Below are 20,382 nucleotides of genomic sequence, written 5' to 3' on the forward strand. Positions count from 1 at the left end.
TTTTAAAAGACACGCTATCGTGTCTTTTTTATTAAAAAATTTTTGGTTGTAATCAAATATGAGTTTGTACAAGCGCATTAAGTACTCAAAAACACAAACAGTGCGCCTACAATAGGGCGCAATAGTTACGGTAGAATATCAATAAACCTTATTTGTACGTGAAAGAGGCTATATGAAATCTACAACTGACATTCATAACAATAACTCAAGATTTACTCAACCACTCCCATCTCTACGCAGCGTGGGACGTCTGCTTACGTTGCTAAGTAGTGGCTTATTACTTGGGGCTTTAAGCCTATCAGCTCAGGCGAGTAGCTTGATTAGTCATAGCGAGTATTTGGACTATGAGTTGCCTAAAAAAATACAGGAAAAATGTACAGCGCGTGATAATTGTCCAGATATTGAGGTGAAATACCTTAAGACCAATCATACTTGGATAAATAAGCTTGCCAATGCGCGTATTGATAATTTAGTGGTAAATAGTAAGCCAACGGAGTCCGCGCCCATCACCAAGCAAAGTAGCCCAGCCGAGGTCAAAGCTGCCATCGACGGTTTTGTTAGCGCGCAGTTTGCTGATTTACCCAAAGACAGTATTTTTGTTTATAGCTTAATGGTGACGCCTGAATACTTGGGTCATGTGAATGATTTTGAGCTGTTTGAAATAAACTCTTATGTCTTCACTGGTGGCGCTCATGGCATGCCATATAGCGAGTATCTGATATTTGATCAACAAAGCAAAAAACAAATCCAATTAACAGATATGCTACAGCCTAACAAAAAATCAAAATTTAAAGCTTTAGCTTATGATGCTTATAAAGACTGGGTCAAAACGGTCGATGAAGATGCTGCAAGCTATGAAAAAAACTGGCCATTTACCTTAAGTGAGAACGTAACCTTGACTGATAAAGGGATCGATATTCGTTATCAACATTATGCTATCGGCCCTTACGCATACGGAATGCCCGTACTGAGTATTCCTTACAACAAGCTTGGCGGTATTATAAAACCTCGCTTTATAGCTAAATAATATCAACAATAATTTTAGCCAGTATGAAGATAATTGTATAAGAACAGCCATTTATAGAAAGTTATTAGTTAAAAATAGCCATTGAATATTTTATAAAAATAAGGAGTGATAACATGACAAACCATACAGAAACTGCACATACACCTGTGACGACAGAGGGTGCAACTTGGCAACTTAATGCCCTGACCGAAGCACTAGGCGATCTGACCTTGAGCGTCAGTGACAGCCTGTCTGTTGGACGCGGTAGCGATAATGACGTGGTGCTCGGTAGCAAGCAAGTGTCGCGCAATCACGCGGTCTTGAGCCTATTAAATGGTGAGCTATACGTTAAGGACTTAGAGTCATCGAATGGTACTTTTATCAATGAGCAGCGGATTGAGGGCAATAAATCTCAGCGCCTTAATGCCAATGATACGCTAGGCTTTGCAAGCTTTAACTTTCAGGTAATTGCGCCTGTTGCTGCGACCTTGGATAATGAACAAGCTGCTCCAGCTGTGTCGGATGAGCCAGTATTAAGCGCAAACAGTGATACGTCTACTGAATCGATACCAGCCGCCGCCGAACCTGCCGTTGTAGCGCCAGTCGTTAGCGAAGCACTAGATAAAGAAGCTGATGTTAAAAAGACTGTTGTCGAAGAGCCAGTTATTAAAGAAGCTAGGGTTGATGAGCCCATTGTTCAAGAAGCAATAGTTAAAGAGCCAACAATTAAAGAAACGGTAAACACAGAAACAGTAAACAAAGAGACCGGAATTGATGAAGTATTATCCGCAGCTGATACCAGCGAGCCATCAACTTCACCTACAACTAGCGCACCGGTTGTAGAAGAACCAGCACCGAGCGCCGTTCGTCAGGCTCAATATGACACCGATGCGGCAGCGCATGATAAGACTACGACGACCACCTTGCAAGAAGAGGCGGATCCCGATGTCCTACGTGCTAAGCAAGCCGCTACCGCCCAGTTTTCGGGCACGGCCAATTTGGGTCAGCCGCGCGACCTTGGTACATCAGGTAATAATGCCATGGATCAAGCGCTTAATAATCCTGCCAATGCGGAACAAGCTGAGAAAAAACCGAGTGGTGGCTGGTTTATCTGGGTATTTATTGCTATTTTAATCATTGGCCTCGCGCTATGGTTGTTTAATAAAGGCAGTATGTAAGAGTTCTATCTTTATAAACTAAACGGCATTCTTAAAGAAATAAAGCAGCTGCCCGCTTATAAAGATGATGGATTTCATAAAAAACTATGCAATTTTTATAAAACCATGCAATAAAGACGGGCAGTTTATGCTTTAAATGATGTCTCGTTAATTTAGCTTCGAAAAAAGCTGCAATTTCATATCAGGAAAAATAGCAATACAATCAAGTGTTTGACAGCTTTTATGAAAATAAAGCTAAAAAAAATGAAAAAGGGCTTGCGTCTAGCAAAATATTTGATAGAATAGCCACCACTTTGAGAGAACAAGCCGACTTAGCTCAGTTGGTAGAGCAACTGACTTGTAATCAGTAGGTCGCCAGTTCGATCCCGGCAGTCGGCACCATCTCTTTCAAAGTCGCTTTTTATGAATTTACTTTCAATTGAAGTGATTTATATCAAGCAATCTAGGTGGGATTGGGGAGCGGTCAAACCCAACAGACTGTAAATCTGTCGCGAAAGCTTCGAAGGTTCGAATCCTTCTCCCACCACCATATTTGTTCTAAGTTTGTCCTAGCGCCAAGCATACTCTTTATCTTGTACGACTCTCAATTAGAGTTAAATAATATAAGAGTAAATGCGGGTGTGGTATAATGGTAACACCTTAGCCTTCCAAGCTAATGACGCGGGTTCGATTCCCGCCACCCGCTCCATATATGCACCATCGCAGCAACTATCAAACATCACGACAGTCAGTTATTATTGCTGTATCGTGATATTTTTTTTAGTACAACCTATAGGTTGGCTACTGTAGTTTTTAAAAGCATGCTCATATAGCTCAGCGGTAGAGCACTCCCTTGGTAAGGGAGAGGTCTTGAGTTCAATTCTCAATATGAGCTCCATTTAATGTTCAAGCCTTGTCTATATGCTTTACTATTTTGATAAAGCATCACATTTCGACAAGACAATGTATTTTACAAAAAATTGTAGCAATATCGAATTATAAAATATTGAAAATTATAAATAGAGTGTGGCAGTTAATCATTTAAAGGTGACACTAAGGTGTTGCCTTTTAGTGCTGTCAGTAGGTTTATAAATATATTTTTTAGAAAAAGCTGTTTTGTTGAGATGTGCTAGCATATGGCACAATATGCAAGCGATTGGAAAACAAGTATAATGCCCATATATAAAGATGTGCTTAGCAAGCAAGCATCTTGAATACATTCATTTTAGTAGCTAAACCATAGCGTCAACGGTTTGATGGTTATTACGCATCATGAGCCGTCAAACAGCTATTTACCGATCTTTGATTATTAAAGATTCATCAATAAAGAGGAAATACCCATGGCAAAGGCCAAGTTTGAACGCAGCAAGCCACACGTCAACGTCGGTACCATCGGACACGTTGACCACGGTAAAACAACATTAACTGCCGCTATCGCAACCGTAGCCGCAATCACCTCTGGTGGCGAAGCCAAAGACTACGCAGCGATTGATAGCGCACCAGAAGAAAAAGCACGTGGCATCACCATCAACACCTCACACGTAGAATATGACACCCCAACCCGTCACTACGCCCACGTTGATTGCCCAGGTCACGCCGACTATGTTAAAAACATGATCACCGGTGCAGCCCAAATGGACGGCGCAATCCTAGTCGTATCAGCAACTGACGGCCCAATGCCACAAACCCGTGAGCACATCCTGCTATCACGTCAGGTTGGCGTACCGTACATCATCGTCTTCATGAACAAATGTGACCTTGTTGACGACGAAGAATTGCTTGAGCTAGTAGAAATGGAAGTTCGTGAACTGCTTAACGACTACGACTTCCCAGGTGACGACACCCCAATCGTCAAAGGTTCAGCTACCCAAGCCCTTAAAGGCGACGAAGGTCAATACGGCCAACCAGCCGTTGTAGAACTACTAGGTATCCTAGACACCTACATCCCAGAGCCAGAGCGTGACGTTGACAAAGCATTCCTAATGCCAATCGAAGACGTATTCTCAATCTCAGGTCGTGGTACCGTAGTAACCGGTCGTGTTGAATCAGGTATCGTCCGTGTTGGTGACGAAATCGAAATCGTCGGTATCCGTGACACCCAAAAAACCACCTGTACTGGTGTAGAGATGTTCCGTAAACTGCTTGACGAAGGTCGTGCAGGCGAAAACTGTGGCGTACTACTACGTGGTACTAAACGTGAAGACGTACAACGTGGCCAAGTACTAGCCAAGCCAGGTTCAATTACCCCTCACACCAAATTTGACGCCGAAGTATACGTACTGTCAAAAGAAGAGGGTGGTCGTCACACACCATTCCTAAACGGCTATCGTCCACAGTTCTACTTCCGTACCACTGACGTAACTGGCGCAATCCAATTACAAGACGGTACTGAAATGGTCATGCCTGGTGACAACGTTGAGATGGGCGTAGAGCTTATCCACCCAATCGCTATGGACAAAGGTCTTCGCTTCGCAATTCGTGAAGGCGGCCGTACCGTAGGTGCTGGTGTTGTTGCTAACGTCCTTAGCTAAGCATTAAAACCCTAACGCTATTAGAGGAATCTAAGCGTTAAGCAGTAAGAAAAAAGCCATCCTGATAAGGGTAATGCCAGTCAGTTAAGGCAAAAACTCAATAAAAGTAATAAAATAGCCCATCTAATAAGTAGATGGGCTATTTTACTATGAGACTACAAAACGCTATTAATGAGACGCATAAAAGGATTCCAGACACCCTAGAACAATTTAGTGAATTAATAGACCCTGAGTGGATACAGCAAGCTTTAGAATATACCGGCAAAGCGAGCATTAGAAGGCGTAAGCTACCTGCTGAACATGTCGTTTGGCTAGTCATAGGTACCGCCTTATATAGAAACCGTTCCATCTGGTATATCACAGAGCAAATGCGTCTTAATCTAGACTCACAGGCCTGTGTACCCAGTGCAGTCGTACAAGCAAGACAACGCCTCGGGCATGAACCTCTAAAGCAGCTATTTCATCAACTAAGTGCTCACTACCAAACAGAATCACGAGCCCAGCAGCAAGACTTTATGGGACTTAGCGTCCAAGCTGTAGACGGTGTCGTATACTCACTACCCTATACTGATGAGAACCTTCAGCACTTTAGTTCAAGCAAAGGCAGAACCAAAGAGGCGCCCTATCCACAAATGCGTTCGGTATGCCTGATCAATACTGACACGCATGAGATCATTGACACAACCCTTGGAGATATGGGTCAAGGAGAGATCACCTTAGCCCGTCAGCTAAACGTTCAAGACAATAGCATTACGCTATTTGATAGAGCCTATTTCTCAGCAGACCTACTGATTAGTTGGCAACAAACCCATCCAAACAGTCATTGGCTTATGCGGGCTAAAGATAATCTGCGTTACACTGTGATTGAAACCTTTAGTGAAGGGGACTACTTGATACAAATGCCGGTTTCTCCCCAAGCTCAAAAGAAAAACCCAAACCTACCCGATACTTGGCAAGCTCGATTAATTGAGTGTCGTTATGAGGGTAAGACAAGACGATACATAACCTCTTTAATAGATGATAAACGCTTTACTAAGGATAAAGTGGCACAGCTGTATTTGCAGCGCTGGGAGATTGAGATGGCTTTTAGGGAAATTAAGTCTGATCTACAGGAGGGGCTGGTGTTAAGAAGTAAGCTGCCACAGCTTGTGTTACAAGAGTTCTGGGGGCTTATGATTGCTTATAATCTGATAAGACGTTTGATGCGCTATATGGCTCTTAGGGCTAAGGTTAGCCCTCTACGAATTAGCTTCCATATGGCGTCTATTACGATTGTTGATTTGTTACGGTTTGCGCCTTTACAGGCTGCGGGCCTCTTCCCTAAGTTGTTAGATGCACTTTTAGAGGAAGGGAAATTGTTTGTTATTCCTGAACGTAGAAAGCGATCTTGCCCGAGGGTAGTTAAGGGTAAACCACAAAAATATCCCAAAAAAAATACCAGTCAGCGTTAACTGACTGGCATTATCCTGATAAGGGTGGCTTTTTTTATGGGTCATGAATGAGGATAAGGGGATAAATACTAGGGTCTGTTCTTAATTTGAAAAAATAAATTCCAAAGCTATAAATTATAAGGACTGCTTCATATATAGTAGATTAAAGATTTGCTTATAGATAGCTATAACCCTTATTATATAGCGGTAGCATTTTAAAAATAAAAACACAATAACTTAAATCGGAGTAAATAATGATTACCCATGTACCTGATGTGACTTTCAAAACCCGTGTTCGTGATGAATCTATCGGCGGAGACAACCCATTTAAATGGTATGACCTAACCACAGATGAGTTATTTGCCAATAAAAAAGTGGTGGTTTTCTCTCTACCAGGTGCCTTTACGCCAACGTGTTCGACCAGCCATCTACCTCGTTATGAAGCGCTTTACGATGAATTTAAGGCGTTAGGCGTAGATGAAATCGTTTGCATTTCTGTCAATGATGCCTTTGTCATGTACCAATGGGGCCTAAAGCAAAACCGTGAAAACGTTTTTTTGCTTCCTGATGGTAATGGTGAGTTCACTCGTAAAATGGGCATGCTGGTTGATAAGAGCAATCTAGGCTTTGGTATGCGCTCATGGCGGTATTCGATGTATGTCGATAATAAAGAAATCAAAAAAGTGTTTAAAGAAGCGGGTTTTGATGACAACTGTCCAACAGATCCATTTGAAGTATCAGATGCAGATACCATGTTAGAATATTTGAAAAGTAATGCTTAATCACAATTCTTAAGTGCATTGACGTTTGACTGGTATCATCAGGCGTCGATAAATACTTGAATGCTGAAGCTCAAATACTGTCGAACTGCTTAATCCTTAAGTATAAGGGCTAAGCAGTTTTTTTATGTCTTCTATAAAGATTTTTGGAAGTATTAAACTAGGGTGTGTATAGAATTCAAATGAGTGGCAACCAAATAAAGACACAAGCAAGCATTACCGCTGCTGCATAGCTATCTTTGAGCTTATCATATCGCGTGGCAATGCCCCTAAAATGTTTCAACCTAGCAAAAGCGTTTTCTACCAAGTGACGGCAACGATACAAATACCAGTCTAGTGTGTCATTGTTGCTATTTTTAGAGTTCGACTTAACGGGTATGACTGACTCAGCACAGTGCTTGAAGATACACTCTCTAATATCACTACTATCGTAGCCCCTGTCTGCAATCACCGCTTTAGTCTGGTTATTAATCGTGCTATCTATCAACGTCTTTGCCATCTTAGCGTCATGCACTTGCCCACCTGTCAGCTCAACATGTATAGGGTTACCACAAGCATCGACCACTAAGTGCAGTTTGCTGCTATTACCTGCAACACTTTTACCAATGGCCTCATCAAGATGACTGGCTGCACCTGAACTATGCTGATGAGCTTTGACCACGCTACCGTCTATGAATAACCATTCACTATCATAGTTTGCTGTGATTATTTTCATGAGCTTTTGCCATTTACCGGTTTTACGCCAATAACGGTATTGATGATATATGCGAGACCAATGACCGAAATAAGAAGGTAAGTCTCGCCATGGACAGCCTACTCTTATGCGGTACAGCATGCCTTCAACGGTACGTCTTAGATTGGGCTTGTTATATACGTTAATTTGTCGCAATATAATAAATAGCTTGTGCCAAAGTTCATCGTTGAGCTTGGTGCGAGTCATAAGTGATGCCTTATTTCTTTGTTGTGGTAAACAGTAGAGTAAGGCGTTGCTTATGTTTTTCAATGGTTCCTCAATTCTATACAGCCCCTAAACGTCTAAGATATCTTTGAATATAGGCAGCTTACGTATGTATTTATGAAATATATAGAAGGTCATTTATGAATAAGTTTAAAAATTACGCTAACATAGCCGTTAAGGCATAAGAAAAATAGAAGGAAAAGTGGTGTTTATTATCGATAAGTTAGCAACCAATACCTTAGAGCGACAACAAGCGCTTCAAGCAGTCGCAAATATTGAAACGCTCGTACAGCCAGAAGACCCATGGACTGAGAAAACATTGGCTGAGATGCTTATACAAGATAGTATGCATATACTGATAGTGTATAAACCAGAAGAGGAAGCAGGCTATAAGATCGTTGGTTATTGTTTATATCAAGTGGTTTTTGAGCAAGCAGAGATATTACGTATCGGCACCCATCCTGATTATCAGCGTCAAGGTATTGCGTCGCAGCTTTTTGCTACATTAAATAATGAGTTAATAAATAATAAGGTAGAGAGCTTATTATTAGAAGTGCGCGCAGACAATGCGCCAGCGCTTGCTTTATATGGGCGGCAAGGGCTTACGGTCATTCATAAGCGAAAGGGTTATTATCAACTGCCACACCAACCTTCTGTCGATGCATTAATCATGCAACGAGTTTATGATTAGCAATTGGTTGTTAAGAAGAGCAAATAGTTGTTTAAAAAAGAGTTAAATCATGCTTGGGGCGGTATTTTCTTTTTGCAGATCTCGATATTAGAAAGATAGTTTTTATCGGTTTTCATATGTTCGAGCACCTCGATGCGTTCAGCCAACATTTCTATCATCAAATTAATCGTCGTTTGCTGTTTTTTAACTTGCGCCAATTTCTGCTGCGTAAGGCTTAGCTGCAAATCAATATCAAGCTGACCATCGTAATAATCATTTAAGCTGTCTTTGATTTCAGTTAATGTAAAACCAATGGCTTGAGCACTTTTGATCAGCTCGATACGCTCGACGCATTCAGGATGAAACTCGGTATAAAGCCGGGAGCCTGCTTGGCGTTTGCGAGATTTTAGTAGTCCCAATTGGTCGTAATGACGAATGGTATCTTTGGTAGTATTGGCCTGCGTCGCTAGTGTGCCAATCAATAAAAATGCTGTATCGGGTGCCATGCTGACCTCGTAAGTAAAATAGCTAACTTACTAATTGTTTAAAAATGATAGAAAGTATTCTTCGTTACTATATTTATTTAAAAATAAATTCATTTAAATTTACTTTATATTTTTGATTGCCACGGTTGAGGTTTATCAAGTAATGAGACCGCTAACGGTTGATGGGAGTCCTTTTGCCATTTAACGGAACGGCTGCCAATTAAAGTATCTAGCTTCAGCAAAAATTTAGCGCGTGGCAAGGTTTCAGCTCCCAAACTTAGCAGATGGTCGTTTGGTAGCTGACAGTCTACCAATTGGACATGGCTTTGCTCACATAAACGCATTAAGCCCCAAAAGGCGAGCTTTGAAGCATTTGAAGCAACATGAAACATCGACTCGCCAAAATAAATACCGCCTATCTTTAAGCCATATAAACCGCCAATCAATTGCTGTTTATCATCCCAAACTTCAATGCTATGGGCAAAGCCTTGCGCATGGAGCTCAGTATAGGCGTCAATCATCTCGCTATGAATCCAAGTATGTTCGCCCTCAGGTAGCGCGTCATTGAAACCATCGCTACGCGGTAAGCTACAAGCATGGATAACATCATCGAACGCTTGATTGAGGGTCAATTGCCAACGACTGCGATTCGCTTGTTTGCGTAGTGATTTACTAGGTTTATAATCCTTTGGCAGCATAACGCAGCGCGGCTCAGGGCACCACCAAGCGATAGGGTCATCTTCATTAAACCATGGAAATAATCCTTGCGCATAAGCGGAAATCAGCGTTTCCGGTGCTAAATCTCCGCCGACAGCAACGATACCGATGCCATCAGGATCAACCATCATAGGATCGGGAAAGTTATAACGCCCAAGACTTTTTATGTATTGACGAAAAGTTTCAGGCGCTATAGCAGCCGCATTAATATTAATATCAATGCGGTCGTTATCTTTAGCAAAATCGCTCATTTATGCTTCTTTATCTTCAGTCAATGTGGAAGCATAAGTGTGGTCACGAGCGACTGTTTCACCCATAGCGTCCAGATATTTCTCAGCATCAAGCGCTGCCATACAGCCAGTGCCCGCCGAGGTAATCGCTTGGCGATAAACGTGGTCAGCGACGTCACCTGCGGCAAATACGCCCTCGATACTGGTTTGGGTGGCATTACCATTTAAACCGCTATTAACGATTAAGTAGCCGTCTTTCATATCTAGCTGGCCTTTGAATAAATCTGTATTTGGCTTATGCCCAATGGCGACAAACATACCAAATACGTCCAGTTGCTTAGTGCTACCATCAATCATCGATTCGATGACCAACCCATTGACACCCATATCATCACCGACCACTTCATTTACTTTGTGGTTCCATTCGATTTTGACGTTGCCGTTTTTGGCCTTTTCAAACAGCTTATCTTGCAAGATTTTTTCAGCGCGTAAGCTGTCGCGGCGATGGACTAGCGTCACTTCAGAAGCGATATTTGATAAATATAAAGCTTCTTCAACGGCGGTATTACCACCACCAATGACCGCGACTTTCTGGTTTTTATAAAAGAAACCATCGCAGGTAGCACAAGCTGATACGCCAAGGCCGCGGAATTTGCTTTCTGACTCTAAGCCTAAATACTGCGCAGAGGCGCCCGTTGAGATAATCAGGGCATCACAAGTGTAACTACCGTTATTACCGATTAGAGTAAAAGGGCGTACGTTTAAATCGACTTCATTGATATGGTCGTAGACCAGTTCGGTGCCAAAGCGTTCGGCATGGGCTTTCATACGATCCATAAGCGCAGGACCGGTCAAATCGTGCGCATCGCCTGGCCAGTTATCGACTTCAGTAGTCGTGGTTAGCTGCCCGCCAACTTCCAGACCGGTGACCATAACAGGTTTTAGGTTGGCGCGTGCTGCATAAACGGCAGCGGCGTAACCGGCAGGGCCTGAGCCTAATATAATGAGTTTTTCGTGGCGCGGAGCCGTGTTATCAGTTGCCATAAAATTTCCTTGCTTGCTATCTAAATAAGAAATATAAAAATTAGAATACGTGGTACAAATGATAAATGTTATAAAAAATAGTCGCTAAAAGTGGCGATGAATATGGTTTTTCTTATCGCTATGTGATAATAACATAAGGGCTGAGGGCAAAAAGTGCAAGTTTGCTAAAATGAATATGGGTATCATTAGAATCAAAGCACGGAGCGCTTAAAAACTGTTCTTAAAATGAAAGCATACTTTTTCATTGCCCACTGCTTTATTACTGAAAGGTGTGGCGAATGTTCGGTTAATGACTGCATTTTTTGCTCATCGGCTTAACAATTGATTTTCTTCTGCGCTTTCTTGATAACACTGTCGCCACTACGCCTATGTATTTGTTATTATAAGAAGTTATGCAAGCGTAGTGGTCAGTGAATAACGCAGCAAGTTAGATGATGACTTATACACTGCTTTTATACATTGCCACTTAATAGTAGAAAATCATTTCAACATGAAAAATTTTAATCATAAGCTACAAGCATTTATATTAATAACCAGCACTAACGAGCATTAGCAACGAGTATTGACAACAAGGCAGATCTTACGTGATATCAGCACCACTTATTGAGTATTTAAAAAAGGGCATATTTACCCTGCTTGGGTTAATACTGGCGGTTTATTTGTTCATCATTTTGATGACGTATACGGGTAACGATCCGAGCTGGTCGCATATCAGCAGTGACATGACGACTGTGAATAACATGGGCGGCGAGATGGGCGCTTGGCTATCAGATTTGCTCTATAGCTTTTTTGGTTTTGGTGCTTGGTGGTTGCTGGCGTTTTTGGTTTATGAGTCGGTGCTGATTTGGTGGGATAATAAACCAACGTTTTGGTTATTACGTGTCGTCGCTTATGTATTTTTGCTCTTAAGTGCCAGCGCCTTATTTGCGCAATTGGTGGCGTTAGTACAGCAAGTGGCAGACCCGATAACGTCTGGGCTAAAAGGGGTTGCTGGCGGTATTATTGGGCTTGAGCTGCAAGCACGTTTGGCACAGTTGTTATCGCAGTGGGGCAGTGTAATATTTTTGACGGTATTTGTGGTGATTACTGCCACTTTTGCTTTTAATATTCATTGGTTAGCGATTTATCAGAAAATTAAGACGTGGTCATGGCGTGATACTGCGGCTCGAGATACTGCGGTTCAAGATAGAGATAATAAACGCGCAAATAGACAAGCCACGCAAACAGCGTATGAGCAACAGCAAAATGATGAAAGTGTGGTTGATGAAAAAGCGGCGCAAGGTTTTGAGCAGTTACCACTCGATTTGCCAGCTACTGACCATGCTAGTCATGCTCAAACCGCCGATAAAAGTGGGCGCTTTAACAACGTATTAAAAGATTTCTTAGCGACATCGGGTCTCGGTGCTAGCGTTAAAGCATCTATGTCAGCTGCGGCAGCAGTGGCACAAACGGCAACGAATAGCGCAGCGCAAGATGAGCAATTACAAACCGCTTCTGCTAATCCAAGTAATTTTAGTCATGCCAATCAATCGCAAGCGTCAATGGCTACTATAAAAACAGCTAATGTAAATTCTATTACCGCTCCTGCACGTAAAGTTGAACCAAGTTTTGCTTGGAACGATGCCGATACGGTTGAGGACTTGTTGGCGCGTGAAGCAATGGCTGAGCAAGAGACGTTTGGTTACGATTCTGCTGCTACGTCTGTTGCTTTTGATGACATTAATGATATTGCTAATGAAGATGAAATGACAGAAAGCGTTGATTTAGGAGTTGATAGCTTAGAAGTTAATAACTTAGCAGATGCGTGGTTAGCAGAACACGGCGCAGTGCCAGTAGCGTCTAAGGTAGACCAGAAACAAACCGTCATTGAAGCGCCAGTAATGCAGACCTCTTTTGCCAAGGAGCAAAAAGTAGCAGAGGATTTAATCGGTAATGACATTGATGATTCAATGGATGACTTCTCTGACGCTTGGTCTATCGAAGACTCTGAGTTTACCGATAACTCTGAGCCTTTAACTCAACATGAAGTGCTGTCAACTCAACATGAAGTGACGAAAGACTGGCAAACAGATAACGCTGCTCCAGTCGATGAAATCAGTGAAACCGTTGACATGACGCCGACCAATACGCCGCCTGCCAATCCAAAATTAGCACCAACGGTGGACACTGGTACTTCGGTGGCCAATGCTACTCCGGCGCCCGCTAAACCGACCGTAAGCTTTGCGGTGCCAGAGGGCGATAGCAGTAATCATATTACCGACATGGTGCCAGAAGATGATATCCGAGCTGACGAAACCGATCTTCCAGTGATGCCGCATATCAGTGATGATGCTGCTTTTAGTCAAAAATCACGCTCGATGCAAACCGCCGCTTATCGTAGCAGCCTGACGCCGATTCCAGAGCTGTCGATTTTAGATAAGCCAGACCCTGACCGTAAGCCAAGCTATACCTTGGCTGAGCTCGAGCAATTGTCAGAGTTGTTAGAGATTAAGCTGCAAGAGTTTAATGTCAAAGCAAACGTGGTCAATGCCATTCCAGGCCCTGTGGTGACGCGCTTTGAAGTAGAGCTTGCGCCTGGTGTTAAAGCCAGCAAGGTGACGGGTATTTCACGCGATTTGGCACGTTCACTATCGATGGCGTCGTTGCGGGTGGTCGAGGTCATTCCGGGTAAGCCGTATATCGGTATCGAGGTGCCCAATAAAAAGCGCGAAATGGTGCGGTTGATTGAGCTATTAAATACGGAAAAATTTAAAGACCCCAAAGCGCAAATTAGCATGGCGATGGGTAAAGATATCGGCGGTAAGCCGATTATCACTGATCTTGCGCGCGCGCCGCATATGCTCGTTGCTGGTACGACAGGTTCTGGTAAATCTGTATTGGTCAACTCGATGCTGCTATCAATGTTGCTCAAATATACACCAAATGAGCTGCGTATGATTTTGATTGATCCAAAGCAGCTCGAGCTTGCCAACTATAATGATATTCCGCATCTGTTAACGCCTGTCGTCACTGATATGACCGAAGCGGCCAGCGCCTTGTCATGGTGCGTGGCAGAGATGGAGCGCCGTTATCAGCTGATGAGTTTATTAAAAGTGCGTAAACTTAACGAGTTTAATAAAAAAGTCATCGCCGCTGAAAAATCTGGGAATCCAATGCTCGATCCCTTATGGCGACCGAACGATAGCGTCAGTATCAGCCAAGCGCCCAAGCTAAAAACCTTACCGATGATTGTTATTGTCGCCGATGAGTTTGCTGATATGATTATGCAGGTCGGCAAGCAAGCCGAAGAGCTTATTACGCGATTAGCACAAAAATCACGGGCTGCGGGTATCCACTTGATGCTTGCCACTCAGCGGCCGTCGGTTGACGTTATCACGGGTTTGATTAAAGCTAATATTCCGGTGCGGGCGGCGTTACGCGTCAACTCGAAAGTAGATTCGCGGACGATTTTGGATAGCGGCGGCGCAGAAGACATGCTTGGTAACGGTGATATGCTGTTCTTGGGCCCTGGGCAAATTGAGCCTGACCGCGTGCATGGTGCTTATGTCAGCGACGAAGAAGTCAACCGTGTCTGTGATGCATGGCGTGAACGCGGCGCACCCGACTATATTGATAATATGGCCGGCAACTTTGAGCTATCTAGCCCCAGTGGCAGCGGTAGTGCGGCAAATGCGTCTGGTGAAGATGATGATTTATATAATGACGCTGTGGCCTTTATCATGGAAACGCGTAAAGTATCAGCGTCTAGTATCCAGCGTAAATTTAGCATCGGCTATAACCGCGCGGCGCGTATCGTTGACTCGATGGAAGAGGCTGGCTTGGTCAGCTCGATGGGCAAAAGTGGTAAGCGTGAGCTGTTGATGTAAAGATTAATAGATTCAATGTTTCAAAAAAGACGAGTAACGAAAGTGTCTCGTCTTTTTTTATGGGAGAGCGACAGTATTAGGAACTGAATGACCAATGAGTTTGTTTATCGATTATAAATCGTCATTTTTTATACTAAACTGGTGAGTGTTTATAAAAAAATAAGCAACAAGTTAAAAAAAGATGAATCTATTACTCTCCAAGGACGGTCAGTTATGTTTAAAGAATACACTCAATATGATGCATTAGCGTTGGCAGCGCTGGTAAATGCAGGGGAAGTCAGCGCCAAAGAATTGTTAGATGCCGCCGTTAATCAAGCCAATGAGCTCAATCCTAAATTAAACGCCATTATCCACCGCTTTGATGAGCGTGCTTATGCTGCTGCAGAAAAAGGCTTGCCAACAGGCGTCTTTAACGGCGTCCCTTATCTGCTCAAAGACCTATCGTTTCATTTTGCCGATGAGCCAATTACCATGGGCAGTCGCAGCGTCAATATCGTATCAGAAAGCGACAGCGAAATCGTTAAGCGTATGAGAGCTACTGGCGTCAATACCTTTGGCAAAACCAATACGCCAGAATTTGGTTTGATTATTACCACTGAGCCCAAAGCTCATGGCGTCACACACAATCCCTTTAAAAAAGGCTATAGCTCAGGTGGTTCATCGGGCGGTAGTGCCGCAGCGGTATCAAGTGGTATCGTGCCAATGGCAGGCGCAGGTGACGGCGGTGGTTCGATACGCTTTCCGGCAGCATGGTGCGGCGCGTTTGGCTTTAAACCTAGTCGAGGCCGTAATCCTATGGGCCCAGAAATTGGTGAAGGCTGGGAAGGGGCGGTCGCTGACCATGTGATTACGCGAAGTGTGCGCGATAGCGCGGCGATGCTTGATGCGACAAGCGGTGCAGAAATCGGTGCGCCTTACGTCATTGCACCACCCGACGGCACGTTTTTGCAAGCAGCCATGCGCGCGCCAAGGCAATTAACCATCGCCCTGCATCAACAGCCATCGGTTGCCAATACAGAGGTCGATAAAGAAGTACTTGCTGTATTAGAAAAAACCGCGAAGCAACTAGAAGCCATGGGTCATCGTGTGGTCCCAGCTGAGCCAAATATTAATATTGAGCAATTTTGGCATGATTTTTTAGTGGTGGTCTGTGCCCATACCGCTTTTACCATTGATAATATCGAGCGCTGTTACGGTGCGCAGCATATCCAAAACCTTGAGCCACAGACGTATAATATGGCGATGCTTGGGCGCTCATTATCCGCCGTTGATTTAGCCCACGCTAAGCATGGCTGGCACGATAGCCAATATCAAACGGGCTTGCTGCTTGAGACCTATGATATGATTTTATGCCCGACCGTGCCAACGCCTGCAGTCAAGCATGGCGTGCTACCGCCAAGCCGTATGGATGAAACACTGATGCGCAGCGCAGGCTTGCTCAATAAAGGCATTAACATGGGCAGATTTGCCTTTAGCTCAGGTATGATTGAAAAGCTCAGCGCCCCAGTACTTGGTAAAATGGGCTTTACTATCTTGGGTAATGTCACGGGCTTACCAGCGATGTCATTACCTGTTGGCATGAGCAAAAAGGGTCTGCCGATTGGAATGCAGCTGATTGGGCGCATGAATGATGAAACGACGCTATTTAATATCGCAGGCGAGATGGAGCGTGCTGGCATGTTTACCAAACTGGCTTTTGAAAAGTAGTTTTATATGATAAAAAAAGTTTTGATAACTTCTATATTAAAAAGTAGAGATTAGCAAAAACGCTTTGATTAAAAGTTTAATGTAAATGAAGCACTAATCAAAGCGATAAATATCCATACCCAAACTGTGATGCGCCATGCTTTGATGCACCACAGAGACGCGTTGACCGGCACCTAAAGCAAAAAATAATGGCAACAGGTGCTCATCGCTTGGATGTACATTTTGATAATTAGGATATTGCTGCCAATCTAAAGCGCTTGGAATATCCGTTTTTAGTTGCTGCAATAGCCAAAGTTTAAAGTCTTTGGCAGTCTCATCGATACTCTCTGCTTGCCAACGTAATGCCTGTAAATTGTGGGTGATATTGCCCGAGCCAATCAAAAGGATTTGCTCGGCGCGCAATTGCGCCAACTGCGCGCCCAACTGATAGCAAGCGATGCTGTCATAATGGCGTGGCAAGGATATTTGCACGATGGGTATATCAGCCTCAGGATACAGGTGTAAAAGCGGCGCCCAAACCCCGTGGTCACTGACGCGTAAAGGGTTTACACGGCAGATAATACCGCGTGCCGTTAGCTGCTGCGCCAATATCTCCGCAAGCGCTGGCTGGCCGGCTGCTGGATATTGCAACTCATAGAGCTCGGGCGCAAAGCCAGAAAAATCATGCCACGTCTTTGGTCGCGGATTGCTGCTGATTTCAAGTTTAGCCGACTGCCAATGCGCCGACATAATGATAATGGCGCGCGGTTTGGGCAAGTTTTGACCGATACGTGCCAGCGCACTGGTGGTTGCCGATTGTTCGATGGCGAGCGTCGGAGCGCCATGCGAGATAAATAGCGCGGGCAGTTTAGCCTGTTTTGAGGGCGTTATGGCCCTTGCTAGCGCAGGCGTGTCTGTCCAAGCAGCCGCTGAGGTAATGGGTGCTGGCTTGGATGTTGTTGTATTTTGACGTTCGCTCTCAGGTTGCAAAGCAGCGGTCATGGCTTTAGGTGTCGCAGGTTTAGGATGTTTCATGGTGCATTTATTAGGGCGCGCGCCTATATTTCAATCCGTTTTACCATGACGCGTCGCCATTATTTTTGATAGGGCATGGTTGATTTTTATAGCAAATGACTGTTTTTATAAAGGTTTTAATTACCGCGATGATAAGGATGGTTGTGATTGATACTCATGGCGCGATACAGCTGTTCCATTAATACCACGCGCACTAAAGGATGCGGCAGCGTCAGCGCCGATAACGACCATTTCACATCTGCTTTTGCCAATACCTCTGGCGATACGCCGTCAGCGCCGCCAATGACCAACGCAATATCATCGCCTTGCTGCATGCCATCAGCCAATTTTTCAGCCAGCTGTTCGGTTGAGAGCATTTTACCTTTTACGTCGAGCACCCATAATTGCTCGCGTCCAGCCGCAGCATGAGCGGCCAATATCGCTTGACCTTCTTGCTCACGGTACTGCGCCAAATTGGCGTCTGAGGGGTTTTTGGCGCGTTTAGCGGCGGCAATTTCTACGATTTCGGTATTAAGCATGGGCTGGATACGCTTAAAATATTCATCAAAACCAGTTTGTACCCATTTGGGCATTTTATTTCCAACACTCAATATTCTTACTTTCATAATATAGACCACTTTTATAATGGGTTAAATGTAACAAAAAGATTCTGCGCTTAAGGTATTGTAACAAACAGTCCTTTTACAAAGTATTTTTTTATGCTTTACTAGCATTTGACCAACAGTTGTTCTTTTTTTAAACTCATTGCTTTTATCGTTACATGGTCTTATCTTTACATAGTCTTATCGTTGAATGGTAAAAAAAGCGTAAGCAACCCTGTACCGTCTTTTTGATAGAGCATAAGATAGTTTGCAATATTATTTAAACGAAAGGAGTCGTTCATGAACCGTACTATATCAAGCCTATTAGCACTTAGCGCAGGTGTGCTACTCTCAACCTCTGTGTTTGCTGCTTCTTTAAACGGCACGCAGTGGCAAACCATTGATGATAAAACTGGCGAGAAAAAAGCCGTTATTCAATTGACCGAAAGCGGTGGTAAAGTTTCAGGAAAAATCATCAAAGTATTGAATAAAGAAAAGGCAGACGCGCTTTGTACCAAATGTCCTGGCAGCCTAAAAAACAAACCGGTTGAAGGCCTACAGATCCTGTCAGGTCTAAAAGCCGATGGTAATAACCAGTGGAGTGACGGTAAGCTGGTCGACCCTGAGTCGGGAAAAACTTACTCTGGTAAGCTAACCTTGAGTGATAATGGTCAAAGCTTAAAACTGCGCGGTTATGTCGGCACACCTGTCTTTGGTCGCTCGCAAACGTGGCAGCGCATTAAGTAATTAAAGCAAACTTGTAAAGCAAACTTGTAAAACAAACTTGTAAAACAAAAAGGATAGCAGATTGATATGTGCTGTCCTTTTTTCATATTTTAAATTTTAGATTTTAACTCAATGCTTTTATTTTAAAACGCTATCACCTTAAAGCCCTTAGAGCATCTTTCCTAGTCATCATTTGACATTAGCGGCTTGATGGTTTCTGATACGCCGTCATCACTCTGTTGCTCGACGTTTTTACTATCCGAGGGCGTAGGTTTTGGAATAATCGTCAATGTCGCATCTGACTCAAAAACAATCGCTTCGATATCATCAAAACTATTCATCCCTTCAGAACGCATCGCGCTTTCTAGCTCTTGACGCGTTAGGCGCTCAGCACGCATGGCATCTGGTAAGAATTGCCCTTGATAAAAAACAATCCGCGGCTCCGATAAAATAAGATGACTAAAACTGGCTGAGACAGAAGCATATTTAGTCACTAAAAACTGTAAACAATACAAGGTCACAATAGCGGCGCTGCCTTCGATAAACGGGATTTCTTCGAGTAAAATCGTACTGGCGCTCAAAGAGCCAATCATCACTGTCACAATCCAGTCGAAGTTATTAAGCTGCGAGGTTGAGCGTTTGCCAGATACTTTGGTAATTAACACAATTAACGCATAAACCATGACCGCTGTTAAGATAATGCGCCCAAGTTTTTCTATATTGTCAAAAAGCAGCATGTCCATTATCTGGGCTCCTATTAATCATAAAATACTGTCCGCTGTTTTGTCGCTAGCAAATATGGTTTGGCTACAAACAGCGTAACGGAATTTCATCATTAATAGGGCAAAAAATTTGTATTAGGTTGTCTCTATAGGCACTCAATAATGGCAGGCACTCAAAGGGCTTAACGATTAGCGGCTATGCTTAGGGTTAAGGAGGCGGTTGATTAATAAGATACTAAGACGCGCGCTGACTAAGCTCAGCACCAATATCATCACCAATGCCGAAAGCAGCGGTAGCGGTCGCTGTATAGCCATCTCGGTTAATACCTCACGGCTCACGGCATCAAATAAGAAAAACCAAATACCTAAGAAATAAATCACCGTTAGTAGCCAAACCACCGCAACGCCGCCAAACATCAAGCGATTGATTTCCTTTTTATTTAGCGCGCGCTGTTGATGCTTAATAAATTTATGCACCGCGATATAAGCGCCGACGATGATGGATACGACAGTGACCAGCTGTGAGTTTAAGGCAAATTTGGTTTGTACCATCATAAATATGGCACTGGCCAAAACATAACCCACCGCAAAGAATCCGATATATGGTGCCATTTTAGGCGGCATTAAGTTTGGATTGTCAGAAGTATTGCCCACTGTTTGAGTATCTTTTGCTGAACTAAGACGCTTGCTAAGCTGCATTGGTTTGCGTGCCATAAAAATAACCTTTATAAAGGGTAAAGCATAAGTTGCTAAAAAATA

Annotated in this window: 17 protein-coding genes and 4 tRNA genes; 13 read left to right on the top strand and 8 right to left on the bottom strand. The window is 43.5% G+C overall.

Features of this window, described 5'->3' with window-relative positions; genetic code table 11:
* Window positions 1-172: 172 nt before the first annotated feature.
* The 9 genes from AB8P72_RS02425 to AB8P72_RS02465 all read left to right on the top strand — a co-directional run bounded on the left by AB8P72_RS02425 (window position 173) and on the right by AB8P72_RS02465 (window position 6,906).
* Entirely contained in the window at window positions 173-1,027 is an 855-nt protein-coding gene (locus tag AB8P72_RS02425; RefSeq protein ID WP_082894244.1) for an RsiV family protein, read from the top strand.
* A gap of 113 nt (window positions 1,028-1,140) precedes the next feature.
* On the top strand, window positions 1,141-2,184 hold the full coding sequence (locus AB8P72_RS02430) for an FHA domain-containing protein (protein ID WP_068404020.1): 1,044 nt from the start codon (window positions 1,141-1,143) through the stop codon (window positions 2,182-2,184).
* A gap of 305 nt (window positions 2,185-2,489) precedes the next feature.
* Window positions 2,490-2,565: transfer RNA gene (locus AB8P72_RS02435), tRNA-Thr, on the top strand.
* A gap of 64 nt (window positions 2,566-2,629) precedes the next feature.
* A tRNA-Tyr gene (locus AB8P72_RS02440) sits at window positions 2,630-2,713 on the top strand.
* Between the two features lie 85 nt (window positions 2,714-2,798).
* Window positions 2,799-2,872, top strand: a tRNA-Gly gene (locus tag AB8P72_RS02445).
* A 114-nt stretch (window positions 2,873-2,986) separates the two neighbouring features.
* Window positions 2,987-3,061 (top strand) — tRNA-Thr (locus AB8P72_RS02450).
* A gap of 442 nt (window positions 3,062-3,503) precedes the next feature.
* Entirely contained in the window at window positions 3,504-4,694 is a 1,191-nt protein-coding gene (gene tuf / locus AB8P72_RS02455) for an elongation factor Tu (protein ID WP_068404023.1), read from the top strand.
* A gap of 149 nt (window positions 4,695-4,843) precedes the next feature.
* Window positions 4,844-6,145 (top strand): IS4 family transposase, encoded by a 1,302-nt coding sequence (locus AB8P72_RS02460; RefSeq protein WP_369957939.1) that lies wholly within the window; start codon window positions 4,844-4,846, stop codon window positions 6,143-6,145.
* Window positions 6,146-6,378: 233 nt separating this feature from the next.
* A complete protein-coding gene (locus tag AB8P72_RS02465; RefSeq protein ID WP_068404024.1) occupies window positions 6,379-6,906 on the top strand; it encodes a peroxiredoxin in 528 nt (175 codons plus the stop codon).
* 175 nt (window positions 6,907-7,081) lie between these two features.
* On the opposite strand, the gene AB8P72_RS02470 is transcribed toward AB8P72_RS02465, so the two are convergent.
* Window positions 7,082-7,843: an IS5 family transposase gene (locus tag AB8P72_RS02470; RefSeq protein WP_193030748.1), complete on the bottom strand. Its 762-nt coding sequence runs from the start codon at window positions 7,841-7,843 to the stop codon at window positions 7,082-7,084.
* A 223-nt stretch (window positions 7,844-8,066) separates the two neighbouring features.
* Here AB8P72_RS02470 and rimI point away from each other — a divergent pair, with 223 nt between their 5' ends.
* Window positions 8,067-8,552 carry a ribosomal protein S18-alanine N-acetyltransferase gene (rimI, locus tag AB8P72_RS02475; protein ID WP_082894354.1) on the top strand — a complete coding sequence of 162 codons (486 nt, stop codon included), beginning with the start codon at window positions 8,067-8,069 and terminating at the stop codon, window positions 8,550-8,552.
* A 47-nt stretch (window positions 8,553-8,599) separates the two neighbouring features.
* Here rimI and AB8P72_RS02480 read toward each other — a convergent pair whose 3' ends face one another.
* The 3 genes from AB8P72_RS02480 to trxB form a co-directional block, all read right to left on the bottom strand.
* Complete coding sequence (locus tag AB8P72_RS02480; protein WP_068406740.1) at window positions 8,600-9,037, bottom strand: MerR family transcriptional regulator; 438 nt, start codon at window positions 9,035-9,037, stop codon at window positions 8,600-8,602.
* Window positions 9,038-9,141: 104 nt separating this feature from the next.
* Window positions 9,142-9,984, bottom strand: coding sequence for a leucyl/phenylalanyl-tRNA--protein transferase (gene aat, locus AB8P72_RS02485; protein ID WP_082894353.1), 843 nt, complete (start codon window positions 9,982-9,984; stop codon window positions 9,142-9,144).
* Window positions 9,985-11,007: a thioredoxin-disulfide reductase gene (gene trxB / locus AB8P72_RS02490; protein ID WP_068406737.1), complete on the bottom strand. Its 1,023-nt coding sequence runs from the start codon at window positions 11,005-11,007 to the stop codon at window positions 9,985-9,987. It lies immediately after the preceding gene.
* A 584-nt stretch (window positions 11,008-11,591) separates the two neighbouring features.
* Between trxB and AB8P72_RS02495 the strand changes: the two genes are divergently transcribed.
* On the top strand, window positions 11,592-14,873 hold the full coding sequence (locus tag AB8P72_RS02495; protein ID WP_369957940.1) for a DNA translocase FtsK: 3,282 nt from the start codon (window positions 11,592-11,594) through the stop codon (window positions 14,871-14,873).
* A gap of 213 nt (window positions 14,874-15,086) precedes the next feature.
* Window positions 15,087-16,580 carry an amidase gene (locus AB8P72_RS02500; RefSeq protein WP_068406731.1) on the top strand — a complete coding sequence of 498 codons (1,494 nt, stop codon included), beginning with the start codon at window positions 15,087-15,089 and terminating at the stop codon, window positions 16,578-16,580.
* A gap of 93 nt (window positions 16,581-16,673) precedes the next feature.
* Here AB8P72_RS02500 and AB8P72_RS02505 read toward each other — a convergent pair whose 3' ends face one another.
* Both AB8P72_RS02505 and rlmH read right to left on the bottom strand, forming a co-directional pair.
* Window positions 16,674-17,594, bottom strand: a complete 921-nt coding sequence (locus AB8P72_RS02505; protein ID WP_082894352.1) for a class III extradiol ring-cleavage dioxygenase — start codon at window positions 17,592-17,594, stop codon at window positions 16,674-16,676.
* Window positions 17,595-17,710: 116 nt separating this feature from the next.
* Window positions 17,711-18,199: a 23S rRNA (pseudouridine(1915)-N(3))-methyltransferase RlmH gene (rlmH, locus tag AB8P72_RS02510; RefSeq protein WP_068406749.1), complete on the bottom strand. Its 489-nt coding sequence runs from the start codon at window positions 18,197-18,199 to the stop codon at window positions 17,711-17,713.
* Window positions 18,200-18,475: 276 nt separating this feature from the next.
* On the opposite strand from rlmH, the gene AB8P72_RS02515 reads away from it, so the two are divergent.
* Window positions 18,476-18,922, top strand: coding sequence for a DUF2147 domain-containing protein (locus AB8P72_RS02515; RefSeq protein WP_068406728.1), 447 nt, complete (start codon window positions 18,476-18,478; stop codon window positions 18,920-18,922).
* A gap of 161 nt (window positions 18,923-19,083) precedes the next feature.
* On the opposite strand, the gene AB8P72_RS02520 is transcribed toward AB8P72_RS02515, so the two are convergent.
* Window positions 19,084-19,644 carry a DUF421 domain-containing protein gene (locus AB8P72_RS02520; RefSeq protein ID WP_068406725.1) on the bottom strand — a complete coding sequence of 187 codons (561 nt, stop codon included), beginning with the start codon at window positions 19,642-19,644 and terminating at the stop codon, window positions 19,084-19,086.
* A 168-nt stretch (window positions 19,645-19,812) separates the two neighbouring features.
* Window positions 19,813-20,337 carry an ABZJ_00895 family protein gene (locus AB8P72_RS02525; protein ID WP_068406722.1) on the bottom strand — a complete coding sequence of 175 codons (525 nt, stop codon included), beginning with the start codon at window positions 20,335-20,337 and terminating at the stop codon, window positions 19,813-19,815.
* Window positions 20,338-20,382 lie beyond the last annotated feature (45 nt).

The sequence above is a fragment of the Psychrobacter sp. CLB018 genome (assembly GCF_041222815.1).
GTDB classification, from domain to species: domain Bacteria; phylum Pseudomonadota; class Gammaproteobacteria; order Pseudomonadales; family Moraxellaceae; genus Psychrobacter; species Psychrobacter faecalis.